General features: G+C 68.2%; 19 protein-coding genes and 2 pseudogenes. 11 read left to right on the top strand and 10 right to left on the bottom strand.

The genetic code is table 11. The annotated features are described in order from the left end of the window. Positions 1–198: 198 nt before the first annotated feature. From ACIQ0W_RS07425 to ACIQ0W_RS07405, 5 genes are read right to left on the bottom strand one after another with little or no spacing between them, the layout of a single operon-like run. Entirely contained in the window at positions 199–1803 is a 1605-nt protein-coding gene (locus tag ACIQ0W_RS07425) for a GMC family oxidoreductase (RefSeq protein ID WP_396642112.1), read from the bottom strand. Then, positions 1803–2417 (bottom strand): thiamine pyrophosphate-dependent enzyme, encoded by a 615-nt coding sequence (locus tag ACIQ0W_RS07420; protein WP_396642110.1) that lies wholly within the window; start codon positions 2415–2417, stop codon positions 1803–1805. The genes ACIQ0W_RS07425 and ACIQ0W_RS07420 overlap by 1 nt, the downstream gene beginning before the upstream one ends. Beyond that, positions 2414–2914, bottom strand: a complete 501-nt coding sequence (locus ACIQ0W_RS07415) for a thiamine pyrophosphate-binding protein (protein ID WP_036299093.1) — start codon at positions 2912–2914, stop codon at positions 2414–2416. The genes ACIQ0W_RS07420 and ACIQ0W_RS07415 overlap by 4 nt, the downstream gene beginning before the upstream one ends. Before the next feature lie 41 nt (positions 2915–2955). Further along, entirely contained in the window at positions 2956–4332 is a 1377-nt protein-coding gene (locus ACIQ0W_RS07410; RefSeq protein ID WP_396642109.1) for an NtaA/DmoA family FMN-dependent monooxygenase, read from the bottom strand. 37 nt (positions 4333–4369) lie between these two features. After that, on the bottom strand, positions 4370–5887 hold the full coding sequence (locus ACIQ0W_RS07405) for an aldehyde dehydrogenase family protein (RefSeq protein WP_396642108.1): 1518 nt from the start codon (positions 5885–5887) through the stop codon (positions 4370–4372). Between the two features lie 223 nt (positions 5888–6110). Here ACIQ0W_RS07405 and ACIQ0W_RS07400 point away from each other — a divergent pair, with 223 nt between their 5' ends. Next, positions 6111–7487 carry an amidohydrolase gene (locus tag ACIQ0W_RS07400; RefSeq protein ID WP_396642107.1) on the top strand — a complete coding sequence of 459 codons (1377 nt, stop codon included), beginning with the start codon at positions 6111–6113 and terminating at the stop codon, positions 7485–7487. 124 nt (positions 7488–7611) lie between these two features. On the opposite strand, the gene ACIQ0W_RS07395 is transcribed toward ACIQ0W_RS07400, so the two are convergent. Continuing rightward, the gene (locus ACIQ0W_RS07395; RefSeq protein WP_396642106.1) at positions 7612–9195 is read right to left on the bottom strand and encodes a molybdopterin-dependent oxidoreductase; all 1584 of its coding nucleotides are present in this window, start codon (positions 9193–9195) and stop codon (positions 7612–7614) included. A 363-nt stretch (positions 9196–9558) separates the two neighbouring features. On the opposite strand from ACIQ0W_RS07395, the pseudogene ACIQ0W_RS07390 reads away from it, so the two are divergent. The 7 genes and pseudogenes from ACIQ0W_RS07390 to ACIQ0W_RS07360 all read left to right on the top strand — a co-directional run bounded on the left by ACIQ0W_RS07390 (position 9559) and on the right by ACIQ0W_RS07360 (position 15771). Further along, positions 9559–10814: pseudogene (locus ACIQ0W_RS07390) on the top strand (anion permease). After that, positions 10811–11146, top strand: a complete 336-nt coding sequence (locus ACIQ0W_RS07385) for a peptidase (protein ID WP_396642105.1) — start codon at positions 10811–10813, stop codon at positions 11144–11146. Before ACIQ0W_RS07390 ends, ACIQ0W_RS07385 begins: the two are co-directional and overlap by 4 nt. Before the next feature lie 154 nt (positions 11147–11300). Continuing rightward, a complete protein-coding gene (locus ACIQ0W_RS07380) occupies positions 11301–12230 on the top strand; it encodes a phosphodiesterase (RefSeq protein ID WP_396642104.1) in 930 nt (309 codons plus the stop codon). A gap of 33 nt (positions 12231–12263) precedes the next feature. After that, positions 12264–12665: a MerR family transcriptional regulator gene (locus ACIQ0W_RS07375; RefSeq protein ID WP_396642103.1), complete on the top strand. Its 402-nt coding sequence runs from the start codon at positions 12264–12266 to the stop codon at positions 12663–12665. Further along, positions 12662–13639: an aldo/keto reductase gene (locus ACIQ0W_RS07370; RefSeq protein ID WP_396642102.1), complete on the top strand. Its 978-nt coding sequence runs from the start codon at positions 12662–12664 to the stop codon at positions 13637–13639. The genes ACIQ0W_RS07375 and ACIQ0W_RS07370 overlap by 4 nt, the downstream gene beginning before the upstream one ends. 180 nt (positions 13640–13819) lie before the next feature. Further along, positions 13820–15286, top strand: coding sequence for an aspartate ammonia-lyase (locus tag ACIQ0W_RS07365; RefSeq protein WP_396642101.1), 1467 nt, complete (start codon positions 13820–13822; stop codon positions 15284–15286). A 77-nt stretch (positions 15287–15363) separates the two neighbouring features. Next, positions 15364–15771, top strand: a complete 408-nt coding sequence (locus ACIQ0W_RS07360; RefSeq protein WP_396642100.1) for a DUF4190 domain-containing protein — start codon at positions 15364–15366, stop codon at positions 15769–15771. A gap of 31 nt (positions 15772–15802) precedes the next feature. Here ACIQ0W_RS07360 and ACIQ0W_RS07355 read toward each other — a convergent pair whose 3' ends face one another. After that, positions 15803–16678, bottom strand: coding sequence for a fumarylacetoacetate hydrolase family protein (locus ACIQ0W_RS07355; protein WP_396642099.1), 876 nt, complete (start codon positions 16676–16678; stop codon positions 15803–15805). Positions 16679–16732: 54 nt separating this feature from the next. Then, positions 16733–17907, bottom strand: a pseudogene (locus ACIQ0W_RS07350) (integrase core domain-containing protein). Between the two features lie 248 nt (positions 17908–18155). Here ACIQ0W_RS07350 and ACIQ0W_RS07345 point away from each other — a divergent pair. The 3 genes from ACIQ0W_RS07345 to ACIQ0W_RS07335 all read left to right on the top strand — a co-directional run bounded on the left by ACIQ0W_RS07345 (position 18156) and on the right by ACIQ0W_RS07335 (position 20738). After that, a complete protein-coding gene (locus ACIQ0W_RS07345; protein ID WP_396642098.1) occupies positions 18156–19409 on the top strand; it encodes a PrsW family glutamic-type intramembrane protease in 1254 nt (417 codons plus the stop codon). Positions 19410–19612: 203 nt separating this feature from the next. Next, complete coding sequence (locus ACIQ0W_RS07340) at positions 19613–19981, top strand: FKBP-type peptidyl-prolyl cis-trans isomerase (RefSeq protein ID WP_100813801.1); 369 nt, start codon at positions 19613–19615, stop codon at positions 19979–19981. A 193-nt stretch (positions 19982–20174) separates the two neighbouring features. Next, positions 20175–20738 carry a YceI family protein gene (locus tag ACIQ0W_RS07335; protein WP_396642097.1) on the top strand — a complete coding sequence of 188 codons (564 nt, stop codon included), beginning with the start codon at positions 20175–20177 and terminating at the stop codon, positions 20736–20738. Here ACIQ0W_RS07335 and ACIQ0W_RS07330 read toward each other — a convergent pair. Both ACIQ0W_RS07330 and ACIQ0W_RS07325 read right to left on the bottom strand, forming a co-directional pair. After that, positions 20698–21717, bottom strand: coding sequence for a DMT family transporter (locus ACIQ0W_RS07330; RefSeq protein ID WP_396642204.1), 1020 nt, complete (start codon positions 21715–21717; stop codon positions 20698–20700). The genes ACIQ0W_RS07335 and ACIQ0W_RS07330 overlap by 41 nt on opposite strands. Before the next feature lie 276 nt (positions 21718–21993). After that, the gene (locus ACIQ0W_RS07325) at positions 21994–23304 is read right to left on the bottom strand and encodes an MFS transporter (protein WP_396642096.1); all 1311 of its coding nucleotides are present in this window, start codon (positions 23302–23304) and stop codon (positions 21994–21996) included. Between the last annotated feature and the right edge of the window lie 4 nt (positions 23305–23308).

Below are 23308 nucleotides of genomic sequence, written 5' to 3'. Positions count from 1 at the left end.
ACCGTGCAGGCTTAGCGGCCGTGCAGCTCGCCGACCGTGGGTCGGCGGTCCCTGAGCTTGTCGAAGGGTCCGTCGGTCGTGTGATCGGGCTGAGGCGGGTCGCTTCGACAGGCTCAGCGACCGTGCCGGCTCAGCGACCGTGGAAGCTCGCCGACCGTGCAGGCTCAGCGACCGTGCGGGCTCGGCGACCGTGCGGGGTTAGCGGACGACTGCGGGCGCGCCGAGCAGCTCGGCCGCACGCTCGGCGATCGCATAGACCGGGGCCAGCGTGTTGCAGGTCGGGATCGTCGGCATGACCGAGGCATCCGCGATCCACACGCCCTCGACGCCGCGCAACGCGAGCTCGGGGGTCACGGGGGCCTCGTCATCCGAACCCATGCGCGCCGTGCCGCACGCGTGGAAGAACGTCGACACCGAGCGCCGGATGTACCGCTCGGCATCCTTCCGCGGTAAACGGCCCGCCGGCGCGAGCGGTGCCTCGATGAGGTCGGCGAACGCCCGCGTACCGAAGAGATCCTGGATGGTGTCGAGCGATTCGACGAGCGCGTCCAGATCGTGGCGCTCGGCGAGGAAGTTCGGCTGGATGTCGGGGGCGACCCGCGGGTCTGCCGACCGCAGCCGCACGTGCCCGACGCTGCGCGAGTCCATCAACCCGGGCGACACCGCGAACACATCCCCGGACAGGTCGAATTCGGAGCGCACCTCGGCCGTCGCGTGGGGGCCCTGCACCACGAAGGCGTGCAGGTCGGGCCCCGCCCCGGCCAGGCTGCTGCGCCAGTTCAGCATCGCGCCGCCCCCGTTGTCGCGCACCGGGCCGAGGGGTGCGCGGGCCCTCGCCGTGACGCCCTCGATGAGCGGGTGGTCCTGGAAGTTCGCGCCCACCTCCGGCAGAGCGACGCGCGGACGGATGCCGAGGGCCGACAGCGCGTCCGGATCGCCGATGCCCGAGAGCATCAGCAAGCGCGGGGTGTCGATCGCGCCCGCCGTCATGACGACACCCCGCGCGGCCCGCGTTTGCACCGGCACGCCGTCCACCACGTGGCGCACGCCCGTGACGCGCGACCCCGCGATCTCGAGCGAGAGTGCGGGCGATTCCACGATCACATCGAGGTTCGGGCGATCGATCACGGGCGCCAGGTACCCGCGTGCCGCGCTCCAGCGCCGCAGCGACCCGTCGGGCGCGGTGGTCGCCGAGAAGTTCGTCCACGCGGCGCCCTCGTTCGAGGCGCCGTTCGGGTCGTCGATGACGGGCATTCCGAGCTCTTCCGCCCCGTGCATGAGCGCGACGGCCACGGGGTGGGGGTCGCGGGAGCGCTCGATGCGGATCGGCCCGCCGGCGCCGCGCCAGGCATCCGCGCCTCCCTCGAAGTCCTCCACGACGCGGAAGAGGCGTGTCATGAGCGCCGCGTCCCAGCCCGTTGCGCCTCCCGCCGCCCAGCGGTCATAGTCGCTCGGATGTCCGCGGTACCAGAGCATCGCGTTGATCGCACTGCTCCCGCCCAGCACGCGCCCGCGCGGGATGGGGATCGTCCGGCCGTCCACGAGCGGCGTCGGGGTGTAGCGGTACCCCCAGTCGTACTCCGACCCCAACAGTGAAACCCACGCGTCGGCGCGGTCGATCGCCTCGACCGCCGTTCCGTCCGACCCCATCGCGGCAGGGCCGGCCTCGATCAGCAGCACCGAGACATCCGGATCCGCCGAGAGGCGGTTGGCCAGCACGCATCCCGCCGACCCGCCGCCGACGATCACCCAGTCGTATTCGGGGCGGGGCGCGGCCTTCTCGGATACCGCGACGATCGGCATCAGTTGTGCTCGCTCGGACCCATGATCGAGATGCCCTCGGTGCGCTCGACGTGCCGCACGAACGTGTACGTGTCCTCGCGCCCGTCGGAGTGCTTGCGCTTGATGCCGGGCTCGAGGATGCCGTCGGTCTTCGCGACCACGATGTACGGCACGGTCGACGCGAGGCCCGCCGCGCAGTGTTCGTCGAACGCCTCGAGTGTGTCCGCCGTGTAGGCGTGCTCGACGCCCGCCGCCCGGGCGATGCCCGCCAGGTCCACGCGTCCCGATGCCGTGTGCGTGCGTGGTCCGCCGATCGACTGGTACTGCTCGTTGTCCCACACGACGACGAACAGGTTGTGTGGCTGCTCGTTGCCGAGCGTCGCGAGGATGCCGAGGTTGAACAGCAGGCCGCCGTCGGTGTCGAGCGACACGATGCGGCGGTGCGGGAGCCCGACCGAGAGTCCGAAGGCCTCGGCGCTCACGCATCCGAGCTGCTGCTGGAAGAGGCTCCCCTCGCGCATGTGCGGGGCGGCGTTGAACCACTCGTCGACGGCGCCGCCGAGCGAGAGGATGACGAGCTCGTCGTTCAGGCGAGCACCCAGGGCCTGCATGCAGGCGAAACGCGACATGCTCATCGCACGACCTCCCCGCCCAGCACGACGGCCGAGTGATAGTAGGCGGTGTACGACCACTCGAACGCGTCGACGATGGCCTGTTCGATCTCGTCCTCGCGCCGGACGACGCGGTACGGGATGCGCAAGGCACCGAGCAGCGGCTCCATCGTGATGCCGTGGGGGATCGCCCACCAGTTGTTCTCGCCCATCTCGCCCCGGTAGCTCATGATCATGACGACCGGGATGCCCGAGCCGAGCCCCAGACGTGCCAGGTGCTCGGTCGCGGCGCGCAGCCCCGAATTCTCCATGACGAGCACGGCCCGCTTGCCCGAGAGGAACACCCCGCCCGCGATCGCGGCGCCCTCGCCCTCGTTCGTGACGGGGATGGTCCGGATGTCGGGGGCCGCATCCAGCGCCGGGTACAGCTCCTTCAGCAGCGAGTCGGGCAGGTAGGTCGCCACGCTCACCCCCGCGCGTTCGAGGCCGCGCAGCACGGCCTCCACTCCGGTTTTCTGCATGGGGTCCTCTCGGCGTTCGGAATTCGTTTGGGAGGTGTAGATCAGTCGTGTGCGCGCAGCGCGGCGGCCGGATGCGTCGGCGCCAGCCGCGGCCCGCCGCCCGGGTGCACTCGCTCGCGCAGCGTCGGGCCCGGGGCATCCGCGAGGAGTCCGCGCTCGCGCAGAATCGGCACGACAAGCTCACAGAAGTCCTCAAAGCACCCGAGCCCACCGAACGTCGGCTCGAGCATGAAGCCCGCAAGCCCCGTCTCGCGGGCGATTGTCTCGAGTTCGTCGGCGACCTCGACGGGGGACCCCGTGACGAGGAACCCGCGGATGCCTCGCCCCCGGAATCCGTCGAGCACGTCGCGCACGCGCACACTGCCCTGGGCCCGGTACCGGTCGAGCAGGGTCTGGCCCTGCGCGCCACCCGCTGGCAGTACGACATCCTCCAGCAGCGTGTCGGGGTCTTCGCGGGTCAGGTCCACCCCGGTGAACCCGGCGAACATGACCGCGGCGTCGTCCAGGGCATACAGGGCGTCGAGTTCAGCGCGGCGGGCGTGGGCCTCTTCGCTCGTCGGGGCGACGATGATCGTCGCGCCGCTGATCACGGCGATGTCGTCGGCCGGGCGACCCGCCGCGACCGCTCGGGCCCGGACATCCGCGACCACGCCCGCTGCCTGCGGGATCGACTGGCCCTGGATGAACACGGCCTCGGCGTTCCGCGCGGCGAAGGCGCGGCCTCGGTCGGATGTCCCGGCCTGGAACAGGACGGGGGTGCGCTGGGGCGTCGGAGGCACGGCGAAAACCCCGTGTCCACGGTGGTGGACGCCCTCGAACGAGACGGGCCGTACCTTCGTGGGGTCGGCGTAGACGTTGCGCGCGCGGTCGCGGACCTCGGCGTCGTCATCCCACGACTGCTCCCAGTACCGCAGGCACAGTTCCACGAACTCATCTGCCGCGTCGTATCGCGTGTCGTGCGCACCCGGGGCAGCCGGCTCGAGGCCGAACAGGGCGTCGGTGGTGGCCTGCGAGCTGCCCGTCACGATGTTCCAGCCGATGCGTCCACCCGTCAGCCGGTCGAGCGTCGCGAAGCGGCGCGCCGTGCCGTACGGGCGCTCGACGACGGTCGGCGACGTCACGACGAAGCCGAGCGACGTGGTCTGGGCCGCGAGCGCCGCGATCATCAGCATCGGGTCGAGGGCGGGGAATTGGATGCCGTGGGCGATCGTCTCGTCGGGAACGCGCCCGTCCAGGGTCGGGTATCCGTAGGTGTCGGCGAAGAACAGGAAGTCGAACCCCGCCGCATCCAGGGTCTTCGCGAGCGAGGTCCAGTGCGCCAGGTCGTCCCAGTCGTCGCCCCGCCCGTCCCGATGGGTCCACGTCGGGATCCCGTTGTTCGGGTTGACCATCTCGAATGCGCCCAGCAGCATCTTCATCGTGCTTTCCGACTTCCGTGTTCTCGGATGTGCGACATCAGAGGACCGCGACGACGGTCTTGGTCTCGAGGTAGTTCTCGAGCCCCTGCGAGCCGTTCTCGTATCCCCACCCGGATTCCTTGTGGCCGCCCTTGGGCAGCTCGGGGCCCAGGAACGAGTGGCAGTTGATCCACACCGTGCCCGACTGCAGGCGGGAGGCGATGCGGTGCGCGCTCGAGAGTCCCTCGGTCCACACACTCGCGGCGAGTCCGTACCGCGTGTCGTTCGCCCATCCGAGCACCTCGTCGAGATCGTCGAAGGGCACGACCGCCGCGACGGGCCCGAAGATCTCCTCCCGCATGATGCGCATGTCTTCGCGCACGCCGGTCAGCACGGTCGGTTCGAAGAACGTGCCGAGCGGCCCTTCGCGGTGACCACCCGTGACGACCTGGATGCCGTCTGCCGCGCCCTCGCGGATGAAGTCGTCGACGCGTTCCGCCTGACGAGCGCTCACGAGGGGGCCCAGGTCGGCTTCGGTGTCGAGCCCGTGCCCGAGTCGCAAGGCGGAGCCGAATGACGCCATGCCTGCGACGAGTCGGTCGTAGACATCCCGATGCGCGTAAACCCGGGCACTCGCGACGCACACCTGCCCGCCATTGTCGAAGATGCCGCGCGAGATTCCCTCCACCGCCGCATCGAGGTCGGCGTCGGGCATGACGATCGAGGGGGATTTGCCGCCGAGTTCGAGCGTAAGGCGGCGGAGGTCGGCACCCGCGGATGCCGCTAGTTGTTTGCCCACGACGGTCGATCCCGTGAAGGTGATCTTCGCGACACCCGGGTGTGCCGCGAGCGCACGTCCCGCCTCGGCTCCGTAGCCCGTGACGACGTTCACGACACCGTCCGGCAACCCTGCCTCGACGAGCAGCTGCCCGAGGCGGAGCGCGGTGAGCGGGGTGTCCTCTGCGGGTTTCAGTACGACGGTGCATCCGGCGGCAAGCGCGGGCGCCAGCTTCATGGAGGCCATCAGCAACGGCGAGTTCCAGGGCACGATGGCAGCGACCACGCCGACCGGCTCGCGCACCGTGTAGGCGAAGACCTTCTTGCCCGGGGGAGTACGTGACAGGGACGTCGGGATGGTCTGGCCGAGGATCTTGGTCGGCCATCCGCTGTAGTAGCGGAACTGGTTGATCGCCGCGGGAATCTCGCCGAAGCGCGAGGTGCGCCAGGCCTTGCCCTGGTCGAGGCTCTCGAGCTGGGCGAGCTCGTCCGCGTGTGCCTCGATCAGGTCGGCGATGCGCCAGAGCAGCGCACCCCGGGCGGCAGGGGTCATATCGGCCCACGCGGGATCACGCAGAGCTCTGCCCGCGGCATCCACGGCGGCGTCGACATCCGCAGTCCCCGCGCGTGCCGCGCTCGTCAGCAACGCGCCCGTCGCGGGGTCGCGAGTCTCGAATGTCTCGCCGGATGCAGCCGGACGCCACCGTCCGCCGATCAGCAGGCCGTGCGGGCCTTCATCGAGGAACGCCGAAACGCCCGGGTCGAGGTCTGGCCGCTGGGGCCGGATGGAGTGGTTCATGGAGCATCCTTCGCACTCCGCAGCCGGGCGACTGCGGAGGAGTAGCCCCATGCTAGGCGGATCGCCTCGCGTTGTACTATTCGGTTCAGGCGACGGTGATATCGATCCTTACCAGGTTTTTTTTCCCGTGGACGACCACTGCATGCGTTCCTAGTTCGTAAACTCTTTGTTTCGCGGCCGTCCCTTGGCCAGAACCGGGGCCTCGAGGCGGCACACTCGACGAGTGACCCGCCCCCTTCTGTTGCTGCCCGACCACGTTGTGACCATGGACGACGAGCTCTCCGTCCTCTCGGGGGTGGGAGTGCTCGTCGTCGGCGACACGATCGCCGACGTGGCGGATGCCGACGATCTGCGCGCGCGTCACCCCGATGCCGAGATCGTCGAGTTGCCGGATCGCCTGCTCATGCCGGGCCTCGTGAACGCGCACCACCACTCCGGGATGCTGCGCGGAACCGCTGAGCACCTCCCGGTGTGGGAGTGGCTGCGGCTGCACATCGATCCGATGCACCGGGTCCTGAAGCCGGAAGAGGCCGAGGCCGCCGCGTGGCTCTGCTATGCCGAGGGACTGCTCTCGGGCACCACCACGGTCGTGGACATGTGGCGCTACATGGACGGCGCGGCCCGTGCCGCCAGCGCGCTGGGAAACCGCGTGGTGACGGTCAACTACGTCGGCGAGCACCCCGACTTCGACTACTTCGACACGCTCGATGACAACGAGCGGATGCTGCGTGAATGGTCGGGGGCCGCGAACGGGCGGATCATGCCGTGGGTGGGGCTGGAGCATCCGTTTTATGCCGATGAAGCCGGGATGCAGCGCGCGATCGACATGGCGCGCGAGTTCGACACGGGCCTCTATACGCACTGCAGCGAGTCCGAGATCGAACTCGCCGACTTCAGCGACCGCTACGGCAAGCGACCCATGTTCGCACTCGAGCAGCTCGGCTTCTTCGACGTGCCCCGGGCGATGATCGCGCACGCGGTGTGGCTGGATCAGTCCGAGGTCGACCTGATCGCACAGCGCGGCGTCGGGGTCTCGCACAACCCGGTGTCGAACATGAAGCTCGCGAGCGGCATGGCCCCGATCGCCGAGATGCTCGCCGCCGGCGTCAACGTCGGACTCGGCACCGACGGCGAGAAAGAGAACAACAACCTCGACATGTTCGAGGAGATGAAGGTCGCCTCGCTTCTGGGCAAGCTCCGGACGATGGATGCCGCGGCGATGGACTCGTGGGACGTGCTGCGCATGGCGACCCGCGGGGGAGCGGCCGCGATCGGTCGGGGTGCCGAGCTGGGGGCGATCGAGGCGGGCCGGAAGGCGGATCTCATCGCCGTCCGCACCCACACCCCGCGGATGACGCCCCTGTTCGCCGAGGGCGGGTACGCGAACCTGCACCACAACCTCGTGCACGCCGTTCGGGGGTCGGACGTGGACCTGACGATGGTCGACGGGCAGATCGTCGTCCGCGACGGTGAGCTGCAGACCGCCGACCTCGACGAGCTGATCGACCGGGTCCGGGCGCTCGCGCCCGACCTGTTCGCGCGCCGCAGCGCGTACCTGGCGGAGCAGGGCGACCCGGACGGCCTGTTCGCCGGTCGCTGACCTCATCACAGCAAGTAGACGAGACACCTCTTCTGCGGCGAGACACACCCCATATGGCGGGGTGTCTCGCCGCAGAAAGGGTGTTTCGCTGCGTGGTGGTGTGCAGGCTGCGCCAGAGCAGGCGCTACGTCACCGTGACGAGGGTGCGCTGCCATCCGCTGGATCCGTCGGGCGCGATCGGTGCCCGATCCTGCGTCTGGATCTCACCGGCCGCGTTCACGGCGCGGACGGTGACGTAGTGCGTGCCGGGAGTCGCATCCCAATCGACGAACCACTGCACCCACGTGTTGACACCGACCGCGGTCGACAGTGTCGCGGGCTGCCAGTCGCCATCGTCGATCGAGACCTCGACGCGGTCGATACCGACCGTCTGAGCCCAGGCGACACCCGCGATGGGGACGCGTCCCGCCGAGACCGGGTTTCCGGGTCGGGGCGTGTCGATGCGGGACGACATCTTGATCGGCGCCTGCGCGGCGTACCCGCGGGGCGTCCAGTAGGCCTCGTCGTCGGCGAAGGTCGTGACCTTGAGTTCGGTCAGCCACTTCGTCGCCGACACGTATCCGTACAGGCCCGGGACGACCATCCGCACGGGGAATCCGTGCTCGAGCGGCAGGGGCTCGCCGTTCATCGCGACCGCGAGGATCGCGTCGAGGCCGTCATCAGTGAGGGACTCGAGCGGCGTGCTCGCCGTGTACCCGTCGACGCTGCGTGAGAGCACCATGTCCGCACCGGATGCGGGGCCCGCCGCACGCAGGACGTCGCGGAGGGGGACGCCCCACCACTTCGCCGTGCCGACGAGGTCGCCGCCAACCTCGTTCGAGACACAAGTCAGCGTGAGGGCGTATTCGTTCAGGCCCATTCCGACGAGGTCGTCGAAGGACAGATCGAGCTCCTTGTCGACCATGCCCACGACGCTCAGCCGCCAGGTCTCAGGGTCGATGCTCGGCACTGTCAGCGCCGTGTCGACGCGGTAGAAGTCCTTGTTCGGCGTGAAGAGCGGCGAGATGCCCTCGATGTCGAGTTCAGCGCCGGCAGGAACCGTGACGGTCGATTGGGGAGCGGGAAGGTTCAGGCCACGCCGGATCGCGGCGATCGAGGATGTCGTGGCCCCGGCGACCCGCGAGCCGATACCCACGACGACGGCGCCGGCGGCTGCGATACCGCCAATGAGGAGGAACCGACGTCGCGCGACACCCGCGGCGGGCTCGGACGCGGGGCCCGCAGCCCCGGACGCGCCCTGACGCCAGACGCGGAGCATCCGTCCGAGGACGATGAGCAGAGCGGCACCGGCGATCGCTCCGGCGACGGACGGGATCCACGTGGTCGCGGTGGCGCCCGCACGCGTGACGACAGCGGCGACGGACAAGACACCCGCGATACCGAGGGCGATCGCTCCGAGCGGCGGACGGACAAGTTCGAGGACGCCCGCGATGGCCGAGGCGATGAGCACCGCGAGGCCGAGGCCTACGAGCAGCGCGATCTTGTCGTACTCGCCGAAGGTCGCGATCGCGAACTCCTTGAAGGGCTGCGGCACGATGTCGATCACGAAGGATCCGACCGCGAGCAGGGGTGAGCCCCCGCGAGCGAACAGCAGGGCGAGCAGCTCGGCGACGGCCAAGAACACGGCCGCGCTGACGATACCGGCAAGCGCCGCCCACGCGAGGAACCGCTTGGTCCCCGGTCGCTTCGCCCTGTTCGGGTTCGCCATGATCGTCTCCGCCCCGCGACACCACTCTGGCCCGCACTGTCGTATTCGCGACGGGCGAGGTATCGGATTGCGACGGCGCTCCCTGCTCGGTCCACACGGCCCATGCCATCCCCCGTCGAGCCCTGTCGAACGGACGCAACACGCCGTTCCGCAAGTGTAGGGAACGGCGCGTCGCGTCCGTTCGCGGATCGGTGGGACAAACGGATGCAGCAGTCGCGCGGCGCCGTGCGAGTTGACCGCGCCGGAACGGCCTGTCAGGATTCTCCGTGGCTGGTTAACGGAACCTGAACCGACGGTGAACTGTTCGTTCGTCACGCCGCCCATGGCGGCACTCTCTCCCAGATCCTCGACGGAAAGCGAACGGTGGACGCCGCAGCCCTGATCATCGTTCTGGTCATCGTTTTGGCCCTGTTCTTCGACTTCACGAACGGGTTCCACGACACCGCGAATGCGATGGCGACGCCGATCGCGACGGGCGCGCTCAAGCCCAAGGTCGCCGTTCTGCTGGCCGCCTGCCTGAACCTGGTCGGCGCATCCTTTCGACAGAGGTCGCGAAGACGATCTCGGGCGGAATCATCCGCGAAGATCAGATCTCTGCCGCCGTCTTTCCGGCGCTGATCTTCGCGGGATTGATCGGCGCGATCACCTGGAACATGATCACGTGGCTGCTGGGTCTGCCCTCGAGCTCGTCGCACGCCCTGTTCGGCGGACTGATCGGGGCGACCTTGGTCGGCGTCGGGGTCATGGCGATCGATTTCGGCGTGGTGCTGTCGAAGGTCATCCTGCCCGCCGTGATCGCGCCGCTGACCGCCGGCATCATCGCCTTCGCCGCGACCAAGCTCGCATACTCCCTGACGCGCCGCTACGACGGAAAACCCGACGGTCGCGACGGCTTCCGGTGGGGTCAGATCTTCACCTCGAGCCTCGTAGCCCTGGCCCACGGCACGAACGACGCGCAGAAGACGATGGGCGTCATCACCCTCGCCCTCATCACTGTGGGGTGGCAGTCCTCGCCCGACCCGCAACTGTGGGTCATCGTGGCGTGTGCCCTGACCATCGCGCTCGGGACCTACATGGGCGGATGGCGGATCATCCGCACCCTCGGCAAGGGCCTCACCGACATCAAGCCGGCGCAGGGCTTCGCGGCCGAGGCATCCACGGCGTCGACGATCCTCGCCTCGAGCGCCCTCGGTTTCGCCCTCTCGACCACCCAGGTCGCGTCCGGTTCGGTGATCGGTTCGGGGCTCGGACGCCGCGGCTCGACCGTGCGCTGGCGCACCGTCGGTCGCATCGCGATCGGGTGGCTGCTGACGTTGCCAGCCGCGGGCGGCGTGGGTGCGGCGGCGGCGCTCGTGGTCGTGTGGCTTGGCACCTGGGGCGTCGTGATCGATGCGGGGCTGGCGGTCCTGATCATTGTCGCGCTGTTCCTGCGGTCGCGTCGCAACTCAGTCAATGCCGCGAATGCGATGAGCGAGGTCGCGGATTCCGGCAAGGCCGTAAAGGTCAAACGGAACCCGCCCCCGACCCGTCGCCAGCGGGCGCTCGCACGGGAAGAGGCGCGCACCACCGCCGGAAAAGCCGACGCCGAACGGCGCCCAGAAAAGGGTCGAGGGGAGTGAACGTGACGATCAACTGGTTCGCCTTCGTGCAGGTCTTTCTCGCCGCGCTCACGAGCGCGGTCCTCGTCGTGGGTTTCTACGCGCTGGGCCTGCGGATGCTTGTGCGTGCCGGGCGCGCGCCGGTGGTCGCGCCGGCCGACTTCACCGACGCCATCGCGGTCATCACCGAGAAAGAGGCGCACCGCGCCGAGAAGGCTGCGGCCAAGGCCGCAAAGAAGAGCCCGTTGACCGACGGCCAGCGCCGGGTCGCGCTGTGGGCGGCATACGGATGCTTCGGCCTCGCCGCCGCGGCCGTGCTGGCCGGCCTCGTGCTCATCGTCGTCGGGCACTGATCTTCGTCGCCACTGACGCATCGCCCCGTTCTTGACGTTCGGCTCGCCATTGCGCCGAACGGTCGCGACTCGCCGTGTGATCGCGAGGCGGACGGCGAGTGGCGACCGTTCGCGGCCTACCGCGCGCGTCCGGACCTCGACATAGGCTGGGCGGGTGAGCGAGACATCCGTCGCCTTCGGGCAGTATCCGGCCGCACAGCGGACGATCATCCACCTGAGCGACACCCACCTGCTCGCGGGAAACGTTGCACTGGGTGGTCGCTACGACACCGAGACGAACCTGCGTCGGACGATGGAACGGGTTGCCGAGCTCGGGCTCACCCCCGACGCTCTCGTCTTCACGGGCGATCTGACCGACTTCGGCGAACCGGACGCGTATGAGCGGCTGCGCGACATCGTCGAGCCCGTCGCCCGCGAATGGGGGTGCCCCGTGGCCTGGGTGGCCGGTAACCACGACGAGCGCCCCGCGCTGCGCAGCGGCCTGCTCGGCCTCGACCCCACCGAGGAGCCCGTGCTGGGCGAGTGGGACCTGGGCGGCCTGCGCCTGCTGGCGCTCGACTCGAGCGTCCCCGGTTGGCACCACGGGGACCTCGACGACGGGCAGCTCGAATGGCTGCGCTCCCGGCTCGCCGAACCGGCGCCGCTCGGGACGATCCTCGCCCTTCACCACCCGCCGCTGCCGAGCCATGTCCCGCTCTTCGGGATCCTCGAGCTGCAGCGGCAGGAGCGTCTCGCCGAGGCGATCGCGGGTACCGACGTACGGGCGATCCTGGCCGGCCACCTGCACTACTCGACGAGCGGCACGTTCGCGGGTGTCCCGGTGAGTGTCGCCGCGGCGACGTGCTACACGATGGACATCGCCCGTCCGGCGCTGTCGGTCAACGGGATGGATGCCGGGCAGTCGTTCCACCTGGTGCACGTCTACGACGACACGATCACGCACTCGGTGGTGCCCGTCGCCGGCGCAGCCGACGGCGATTACTTCGGCCCGGAATGGTACGAACGGATGTCTCGGCTCACCCCCGAGGAGCGACTCGAGGTGTTCTCGCGCAAGCCCGACAGAAGCGGGTCCGCGAACGCTTGACTTCGAGTGCGCTCGAAGTTCTAGCGTAGGGTCATGACCCTCACCCACGATTCGCCCGCCCCGGGTGTCGGCGTCGCGATCTCGGATGCCGCGGCCGCCACGGGACTGTCGACCCATACGCTCCGCTACTACGAGCGTGCGGGACTCATGCTCGATCCCGTCGAGCGTGCCTCGTCGACCCACCGTCGCTACGGTGACGCCGATATCGCGTGGGTCCAGTTCCTGACCCGTTTGCGCTCGACCGGCATGCCCATCGCGACGATCCGCGAATACACCGAGTTGGTTCGCCGCGGCGACGAAACCGTCGAGGCGCGCCGCGAACTGCTCGTCCGACACCGCGTCGCCGTGCTGGAGCAGCTCGAGGACATCACGGCCAGCCTCGCCGCCATCGACATCAAGATCGCCGTCTACGAAGAAAAGGGAGCAAACGCATGAAGAAGATCACATTGGGTACCGACGGCCCCGTCATCGGCCGGATCGGCCTCGGTCTCATGGGTATGAGCGCGTTCTACACGGGGGCCACACGGGACGACGAGGGCGCCATCCGAACGATCCACCGCGGCCTCGAGCTCGGCGTCACGTTCCTCGACACCGCCGAGATCTACGGCCCGTACCTGAACGAGGAACTGCTCGCCCGCGCGATCGCGGGGCGCCGCGACGAGGTCGTGATCGCGACGAAGTTCGGCACGATCCGGCACACGCTCGACGACACAGGCGGGCTGGACGGCAGCGCGGCGAACGTGCGGCTCTCGGTCGAGGGATCGCTGCGCCGGCTCGGCACCGACCACATCGATCTGTACTACCAGCATCGGATGGATCCGGGAACGCCCATCGAAGAGACGGTAGGGGCGCTCGCGGAACTGATCGCCGAGGGCAAGATCCTGCACTACGGCCTGTCGGAGGCCGCGCCCGCGACGATCCGGCGGGCGCACGCGGTCCATCCGGTGACGGCGCTTCAGACCGAGTACTCGCTCTGGAGTCGCGATCCCGAGGCCGAGATCCTGCCCACCGTCCGCGAACTCGGCATCGGTTTCGTGCCGTATTCGCCGCTCGGACGAGGCTTCTTGACGGGAGCCATCCGTTCCCTTGATCAGCTCGACGAGAGCGACTTCCGCCGCTCCAACCCGCGCTTTGCGGGTGAGGCGCTCGACGCGAACATCGCGATCGTCGAGAAGGTCGAGGCCGTCGCTCAGGAGGCCGGGGGGACACCCGCGCAGGTCGCGCTCGCGTGGCTTCTGGCCCAGGGAGATGACATCGCGCCGATCCCGGGAACGCGCCGCATTGCGGCGTTGGAAGAGAACGTCGCTGCCGATGAGGTGCGGCTCTCGCCAGAACAGATCACCGCTCTGGGCGAGGTGGGTACGCCCGTGGGCGACCGGTACGCCGATATGACTCCGGTGAATCGCTGATTCGAGGAGCGTCGGCTCGCGTGGGCGGAGGAATTCTGCGCCGGAGGAGGACTTTCTCGGGCGCAGAGTCCTCCGGCCGCGCCGGAGTCCTCCGCCGGCGGCGCCGCGACGGGCGCGGGAGCGCGGCGCGTTAGGCTCGGGGCACCTCTATCCGCCGTGATCGACCCACAAGGACACCACATGGCCTCCCACATCGACGTGGACGCAACGTCGGCCACCCGCACCGAATCCGACTCCCTCGGAAGCCTCGAAATCCCGGCCGAGGCGTACTGGGGCATCCACACCGCCCGCGCGCTGGAGAATTTCCCGATCGCGAAGCGGCCGATCTCGGTCTATCCCGAGCTCGTGCGCGCCTTGGCGATGGTGAAGCAGGCATCCGCCCGCGCCAATCGCGAGATCGGCGTGTTGGACGCCGAGAAGGCTGACGTGATCGATCGTGCCGCTCAGCGCGTCATCGACGGCGAGTTCCACGACCAGTTCGTCGTGGGCGTGATTCAGGGCGGCGCGGGCACGTCGACCAACATGAACGCGAACGAGGTCATCACGAACGTCGCGCTCGAGATGGCGGGACGGACGAAGGGCGACTACGCGTTCCTCTCGCCGATCGATCACACGAACCGCAGCCAGTCGACGAACGACGTCTATCCCACTGCCATCAAGGTGGGGTTGAGTCTCTCGCTCGTGAGTTTGCTGGAGGAACTCGACCTGCTGCGCCGCTCATTCCTCGCGAAGGCCGCCGAGTTCCACGACGTGCTCAAGGTCGGACGCACGCAGCTGCAGGATGCCGTGCCGATGACGTTGGGGCAAGAGTTCCACGGCTTCGCCACCACACTCGGCGAGGACTATCACCGCCTGCGCGAGAACGCCCATCTGCTGACCGAGGTCAACATGGGTGCGACGGCGATCGGCACGGGGATCACGGCCCACCGCGGCTACGCCCAGTCGGTCGTCCGCCACCTCAGCCACATCTCGGGTCTGCCCCTGGAAACCGCTGCCGACCTGGTCGAATCGACGAGCGACACCGGGTCCTTCATGTCGTTCTCCTCGTCCCTCAAGCGCAACGCGATCAAGCTGTCGAAGATCTGCAACGACCTGCGGCTGCTGTCATCGGGGCCGCAGGCGGGTCTGGGCGAGATCAATCTGCCGCCGCGTCAGGCCGGGTCGAGCATCATGCCCGGCAAGGTCAACCCGGTGATCCCCGAGGTCGTCAATCAGGTGGCCTTCGCGGTCGCGGGTGCAGACGTCACGGTCACGATGGCCGTCGAGGGCGGGCAGCTGCAGTTGAATGCGTTCGAACCCGTCATCGCCCACTCGATATTCCAATCGATCACGTGGATGCGTCAGGCGATGTGGACACTGCGCGTCAACTGCGTCGATGGCATCACGGCCAACCGCGACCGGCTCGGCGCGATGGTCGGCTCGTCGGTCGGAGTCGTGACTGCGCTGACGCCGTTCATCGGGTACGCGGCATCCGCTGCTCTGGCGAAGACCGCGCTGCTGACCGGCCGGAACGTGGGCGATCTCGTCGTCGAGGCAGGACTGATGTCGGCCGAAGAGGTCGCCAAGCAGCTCTCACCCGCGCGGCTCTCGGGTCTCGAGGCGGTCACTGCGGCGATCCCGATCATGGTTGCGGCCGAGGATCTCTGAAGATCGCCAGCGCCGGTTACTCCCGCTTTCTGCGCCGAACCGATAAGTTCGAGCGCGAACCGACGAGAGGAAACCTCATGACCGACGCCCCCGGCCCCGCCGACCACACGCCGCCTCCCGCTTACCCGACCGCACCCCCGGCCCCGGCCGGCGCAGCTCCGGGTGCACCGGTGCCGGGCAAGACCCTCGGTATCGTCGCGCTGATCGTGGCGTTCTTCGCGAACGTCATCGGCCTGATCCTCGGCATCGTGGCGCTCGTGCAGAGCCGCAAGGCCGGGGTCAAGAACACCCCGGCGGTCTGGGCGATCATCGTCGGGTCTGTGCTGTTGGTGCTGAGCATCATCGTCGGCATCATCGTGATCGTCGCGATCACGGCCGCGGCGGGATTCGCCACCGAAGCCGTCAACGCCTGTGAAGAGGTGGGCTACGTGGGAACGGTCATCGTCGAGGGCATCGAGGTGGACTGCTCGACGATCGAGTCCTGACGATCGACTCCTGACCGCGAGTGACCGTGGGTCAGTCGAGGATGCGGCAGTGCGTCGTCAATGCGCCGATGCCGTCCACGCCGACCGTCACGGTCGAGCGGTCGCGGAGAAAAATCTGCGGGTCGCGCGAATAACCGGCGCCCCCCGGGCTTCCGGTCGAGATCAGGGTGCCGGGTAGCAGTGTCGTCGTGCCCGAGAGGTGCGAGATGAGGGTCGCAACAGAGCGGACCATCTGATTGGTCGACGCATCCTGCACCGTATGCCCATCAACGACAGCCCAGATGTGCAGGTCCTGCGGGTCGGGGATCTCATCCGCGGTGACCGCGAACGGGCCAGTCGGTGTGAAGCCGTCGAAGGACTTGCAGCGCGACCACTGGGCCTCCGAGAACTGGATGTCTCGCGCCGTGATGTCGTTGACGACCGTGTACCCCCACACATGATCGAGGGCGTCCTCGGGCGAGACATCTCGAGCGGGAGCACCGATGATGACGCCGAGTTCCGCCTCGTAGTCGACCGACTCGCTGAGCGACCGCGGCCACGCGGTGGTCTGCTCGTGCCCCGTCAGAGAGTTCGGCCAGAGGCTGAAGACCGTCGGTGCGGTATCCGTCTTCAATCCCAGCTCGCTCGAGTGGGCCGAATAGTTCAGCCCGATCGCGAGGATGAGCGGGGGACGGTTCGAGACCGAGACGAAGGTGACGTCACCGAGCGGATGCCGCGGCGTTCCGGCCGGCGGCTGTGCCACAGCGCGGCGGACGCGGATGAGGCCTTCCTCGCCCGACTCGATCAGGGACTGGAGGTCTGCGGGACCGTCCGGAATGAGGTCGGGGATGGCGATGGCCTCGTCGTCGTCGACAACAGCAAGGACGGGAGAACTCGCCCCGGAGGGCACGATGTGGGCAAAACGCACACGCCAACGCTACCCCGCCCTGTGATGTCTCAGGACATGGGTGACAGTTCTGTATCAGGACATCGGTGACACTTCATGTCTCAAGACATCGGTGACAGTTAGAGGGTTCTGCGTCGTCCGGGGGTTCTGCCGCTGCCGACGTATTTGGTGCCGGGGGCGGGCCAGGGGTGTTCGATGAGGAGCGTGCCGCGGTCGTCGAACACCATGAGCGTTTCTGGGGTCTCGAGGAGGTAGGCGACTTCGCCGGCGAGGGTGCGGCTGACCTGGAACCGGGTTCGGCGGAGGAAGACGGTGCCGTTGTCGCGGATGCGGGTCACCCGGATTCCGTCCGGTGTCGGGATGGATGGCCGTGGGGACGGTCGCGGTGGGTCAAGTCTCGGCGTCGCCAGCCATGCGTGCATCGGGGTGACCCGGCCGGGCAGTCCCTGATGGGGGCGGTCGGTGTTGTAGATGACGTCGAACGCGTCGACCTGCGCCTGGAGCTGCTCGAGGCTGTCGGCGAGGGGTTGCTTGTCGAGGAACCGGAACAGGGTCTGATGGAAACGTTCGTTCTTGCCCTGCGTGGTCGGTTTGTAGGGCTTCCCGGTGATCGGTTCAACACCCAGCGACCGCAGATACGACACCAGCTGTCCGAGCACTCCCCTGCGGGACGGGTTCAACGCCGCTCCGTTGTCGGAGAGCAACCGATGCGGAACACCGTGCGCGTGAACACCCTTCCTGACCACCGCGATTGCTGCTTCGGATGTCTCGCCCCAGGCGACATGTGAGGCAACGGCGAACCGGGAGTGATCATCGATGAGCTGGAAGATGACGCACTTCCGACCACCCGACAGCACGTATTCGGTGGCATCGAGCTGCCAGCACGCATTCGGCGCCGGATAAACGAACCGGCGAAACGATGCCCGCGGCTTCTTTCGCGGCTCCACCCGGGCGACACCAGCCTCACGGAAGATCCGTGCCAACGACGCGACCGAGGGCACTGGAACCAACCCGAGCGAGCGCATCTTCTCGTGAACACTGATCGGTCCGTGGTCAAGACCGGACTGCTCCAACGCCGCCCGCACCGCGACCGCCCGCTCAGCAACCTCGCTCGCGATTCGACTCGGACTCGACACCGGCCGTCTCGAACGCGGCTCCAACGCCGCCGCCGGACCATCCACGACAACCCGCTTCCGGATCTCGTAGAACGTCTTCCGCGAGATCCCATGCTCCGCACAGAACGTCGTCACTGATCCGCGCGGCGCATCCGGCGGCCACTGCACGATCGCAAGACGAACACGAGGATCAACAGGCTGCGCGCGACTCATCCCCCACAAATAGGGGCAGAACCGTCACCACCAAACCCGCCGAAACCGTCACCAATGAGCTGAGGCACTTCTGTCACCGATGTCCTGAGACATCACAACGCTACCCCGCCCCGGTGGCGGGGTCCCTTTTACCGCCCTCTGAGTGAGCATGCCCGCCATAAGCTGGCCGGGTGACGTATGCGCCCCCGCCCTGGCCCGATCGCCCCGGTTCGCCCGACCCCGCAGGCTCGGTGCCCTCAGCTGCGTCGTTCGTGTCGCCTCTCGCGCAACCGCAGCACGCCCCCGGGGCCTACATTCCGCCCTCGCCCGTCCCCGTTTCCGGGTCGGTCGAGTCGGTGCCCGCGTTGCCGCGGAAGGGGCGCCGGATATCGATCTGGCTCTTCGGACTGCTGGCCGTGCTGCTCATCGGACTCGTCGGCTATTTCCTCACCTTCCTCGGTGCGAGCGCCTCCATCATCGGGATGGTTGTGGCGCTCGTGCCGTTCGCCCTCGTTCTCTTCGCTGTGCGAACGATCGACCGATGGGAGCCCGAACCCCGCGGACTCGTCGTGTTCGCGGTGGCCTGGGGTGCGATCGCCTCCGTCGGGATAGCGCTGCTCGTCGACCTGGGCATCATCCTCCTGGTCGGAAACAGCGACTCGTCCGCGCGCGACCTGTTCTCGACGGTCGTGCAGGCCCCGGTCGTCGAAGAGGTCGCGAAGGCGCTCGGCCTGTTGCTGATCTTCGCGACCGCGCGCCGCGCCATAGATGGGCCCGTGGACGGCATCGTCTACGGCGCTCTGGTGGGTGCTGGCTTCGCCTTCACCGAGAACATCCAGTACTTCGCGATCAGCTATCTCGACGGGGGAGCGGGGGACCTTACGGCGACCTTCTTCGTTCGCGGCATCCTCTCGCCCTTCGCTCACGCCATGTTCACAGCCGTGGCCGGCTTCGCGCTGGGGCTCGCAGCCCGGCGCGGCGCCTCGGGCGCACGAGCTCTCGGGGCACTGTGCCTGGGGCTGATCGGGGCCATTGCGCTTCACGCGTTCTGGAACGGATCGGCCATGCTCGGCGACTTCTTCGGGCTGTACCTGACGCTTCAGGTTCCGCTCTTCATCGGGTTCATACTCGCAATCCTGGCTCTCCGCCGCGAAGAGGCCCGGCTCACGCACGCGCGCCTCGCGGAATACGCTTCGGCGGGATGGTTCACCACGCAAGAGGTCGACATGCTGGCCACTCACGCGGGGAGACGCGAAGCGCTGCGGTGGTCGAAGACGCTTCGCAGCGATCGCTCGCCAATCATGCGCGCCTTCATCGCGGACGCCACCGCGCTCGCCGCGGCCCGCCAGCGCGCGATCTCGGGACGGGATGCCTCGGCCGCCGAGGACGAGCGCGTCCTGCTCGCTCGCACGGCGGCGGCCCGGGCTTCGCTCCTGTCCATCTGAGCGAGCTGTGTGGCATGCCCGGGAGATGACTCGGCCGAGAAATGACTCAGCGCCCGGTGCCGCGGCGATGCCTGCGTGTCTACCGGGCGCTGAGTTGGCCTGAACTGAGTCTGCCCCCGGCCTGTGAAGGTGTCAAGAGCGCTCGTGGCGGCTTTGACCCGACAGGCTTTGACCCGACCGCGGCGGTCCGCTTGGATGGAGTCATGACTGCAGACCGCACCAAGCCCACGTTCGATGCCCCTGAGGGGCCCGCGCCCGAAACCCTGGTCGTCCGCGACATCATCGTCGGAGAGGGCGCCGAGGCCAAGCCCGGCGACACCGTCACGGTGCACTACGCCGGCGTCGAGTACGACTCGGGCGAAGAGTTCGACTCGTCCTGGGGCCGCGGCGAAAGCATCCAGTTCCCGCTCCGTGGCCTGATCCAGGGTTGGCAGGACGGCATCCCGGGTATGAAGGAAGGCGGACGTCGCGAGCTCGTGATCCCTCCGCACCTCGCCTACGGGCCGGCGGGCGGGCACTTCCTCGGCGGAAAGACCCTCATCTTCATCATCGATCTGATCAAGGTCGGCTGACCCCCATTCTTCGAAGCCGGGCTCGACGTCCACACGCGAGTCTGGCTTCGTCTTGTCGCGAGAGCGCCGCCTCCTTCTGGATCGAGTCCGTAGCGGCGCGAAGAAAAATTGCATTCATTGGAATACAGCGTGATTCCCGTTGTTGCACATCCCGTACCGCCGGAGCTCCGGCCCTCCAAACCGAAGGACGAATATGACTGACACCGCCACCCCCATCGAGTTCCCCGGCTACAAGGCCGGCACCTGGACCCTCGACCCCTCGCACAGCGAGGTCCAGTTCAGCGTCCGCCACATGATGATCTCGAAGGTGCGCGGCACCTTCGGCGTCAAGTCCGCCACCCTCACGGCCCCCGAGAACCCGCTCGAGGCGACCGTCGAGGCCACCGTCGACGTCGCCTCGATCGACACCAAGGACGAGGGTCGCGACAACCACCTGCGCTCGGCCGACTTCTTCGACACCGAGACGTACCCGACGATGGAGTTCCGTTCGACCGGTGTCCGCATCGAGAACGGCGACTTCCTGGTCGACGGCAACCTGACGATCAAGGACGTCACCAAGCCCGTCACGTTCGACTTCGACTTCGGCGGCTTCGGCACCGACCCGTGGGGCAACTACAAGGCCGGCGCGACCGCCAAGGCCGTCATCAACCGCGAGGACTTCGGCCTGACCTGGAACGCCGCCCTCGAGACCGGTGGCGTGCTCGTCGGCAAGGACGTCACGATCGAGCTCGACCTGCAGGGCGCCCTCGCGGCCTGATCCTGTTGCGGGGTTCTCCCCGCGAATGCAGAAGGACGGATGCTTCGGCATCCGTCCTTCTGTCGTTTCCGCCTCGGGGCCGACGGCGACCGAGGCGTATGCGGTTCTGGGCAAGCAGGATCCCCAGGAACACGATGACTGCACCCGCCGGCTCGTTCCACGTGAGCGGCTCGCCGAGCACGATCAGGCCGAGGGCGACGCCGACGACGGGCGTGAGGTAGGTGACCGTCGACGCACGTGTCGGGCCCCACGCGCGAAGGGCGTTCTGGTTCCAGATGTACGCGATGCCGGTGCCGAGGCATCCGAGCAGCAGGATGCTCCCGATGATCCAGGGGTCGAGGGCGACCTCGCCGAGCGCGACGACCGGCGTGAGGAGGATCATGATCAACGCGGCGATGCCGATGTTGAGGAACGAGAACATCAGCGCGCTCATCCCCGAATTCGACACGAACTTGCGCATGTACGCGAGGCTGAAGCCGTAGCAGGCGGTCGCGCCGAGGATCGCGAGCTGTGCGATCAGGCTCTGGTCGAGATCGAGGCCCTCCCACGGTGCGATGAGCACCATGACGCCGAGGATGCCGACCAGGATCCCCGCGATCTGCATGCCTTTGAGGCGTTCGACGCGGAACAGCAGGCCGGCCATGATCGCGGTCATGATGGGCGTCGTCGCGTTGTAGATGCTCGCGAGTCCCGAGGTGACGTGCTGCTGTGCCCACGAGAAAAGCAGGAACGGGATCACGCAGAACGTGATCGCGAGCACGGTCATGTGCATCCACACGCGCGGAATGCGCGGCAGGCGCTCGCGGCGCAGCGAGACGAAGATGCCGAGCGTGACCGCACCGAGCACGAGACGCGACCAGGCGACCTGGCCGGGCGCCATACCTTCGAGGGCCACCTTCATGAAAAGGAAGCTCGAGCCCCAGACGATGCCGGTCAGGGCGAACTGCAGGGCGATCCACGCGTTGGCCGGCCCGGCGATCGACCGCGCCGGGGCGGACGTAGGGACGCCCGATGACGGTGCTGCGGAGTGATCGAGCGGGGGCGGGGTGTTGCTCACCGGCTGACTCTAGCTCCGGCATCCGACGTCTGTGGTCGTCAGCGGATGCCGCGTCCGGAATCCGCCGACGATCGGCCGTCTCGCGACGGCGCGCGACCGTGCGGGACCGTCCTTCGGTCGGTTCGGGCGCGTTCGGCGGATCAGATCGACCGAGCCGCCCCCTATCCACCGAGGTCGGTCGCCGTGGCGGCGCTCGGATCAGGCCTGGGGGTCGAGCGCGTCGTACGCGCGGAACCGGGGGCTCCGCCGCACGAGCAGAGCCACGAGCGTCACGATGATGAACCCGCCGATGAGCGGCGGGAACCACAGCGCTGTCACGGTGGCGAGTGTGCCGGCGTAGAGCGCGCCCAGGCGCGGGCCACCCGCGACGACCACCATGAAGACGCCCTGCAGGCGTCCGCGGATCGCGTCGGGCACGGCCGACTGCATCATCGTCTGGCGGTAGATCGCGCTGACGTTGTCCGCCGCACCGGTCACCGCCAGCAGGACCATCGAAAGGACGATGAGGGGGATGTTCGCGACATCCTCACCGAGATCCGCCGGCGCGAAAACCCCGAACGCGGCGACGAGGAGCACGCCGCCGAAGCCGGCCGTAGCCGCACCGAAGACCAGGATCGACCGTTCGATCCCGAGACCCTGCCGCCGGACGCGACCGATAGGTCCGGAGAACAGGCTGGAGAAGAATGCACCGGCCGCGATCGCGGCGGTGAGTACGCCGGTTGTGATCGCCCCGCCTCCGAGCAGCACCGCGCCGATCGCCGGAAAGAGCGCGAGCGGATGCCCGAAGGTCATCGCGACGATGTCGAGGATGTACTGCAACCGGATGTTCGGGGCCTGCCTGAGGAACGCCCATCCGTCCGCGAGGGAGCGGAGCCCCGGTCGCACGGTGGCGCCTTCCGGGCGGATGCGGGGGAGTGTCCACAGTCCGAGGAAGAGCGTCAGCATCAGCACGACGTCGACCGTGTACGTCCAGGGGTAACCGACGAAGGCGACCAGGACGCCCGCAAGCGCCGGTCCCGCCATGACCATGATGCCGACCGTGATGCCGCTGAGCGCCGCCGCCGCGGGCAGCAGTTCGCGTGGTACGAGGCGTGGCGTGATGGCGGACTTCGTGGCCGAGACGATCGAGTTCGCCGACGAGTTGACGATGGAGAGGAGGAACAGCCAGGCCACCGTTTCGTTGCCCGTCCACGCCAGAACAGCCAGCAGCAGCGTCGAGACCCAGGTGACGGATGCCGCGATCAACGCGACCGCGCGCCGGTCGAAGTAGTCGGCGAGCATGCCACCGTAAAGCCCCGCCAGGATCATCGGCACGAGCCCGGCGACCGCGATCATCGCGACCGCCAGCGTCGATCCCGTCAGCTCGAAGACGTGCAGCATGACGGCGACGATCGTCAGCTGTCCGCCGAGGCCCGCGAGGGTCGATCCGATCCACAACCGGGCGAAGGCCGGGCTCTGGGTGAGGGGGCGCAGGTCGATGAAGTGTTCGCGGCGCAGACGCGCCATCATCCGT

The sequence above is a fragment of the Microbacterium sp. genome (assembly GCF_044340635.1).
GTDB lineage: Bacteria > Actinomycetota > Actinomycetes > Actinomycetales > Microbacteriaceae > Microbacterium.
The sequence above is the reverse complement of the archived record's forward strand: the minus strand, read 5'-3'. Positions and strand labels throughout refer to the sequence as shown.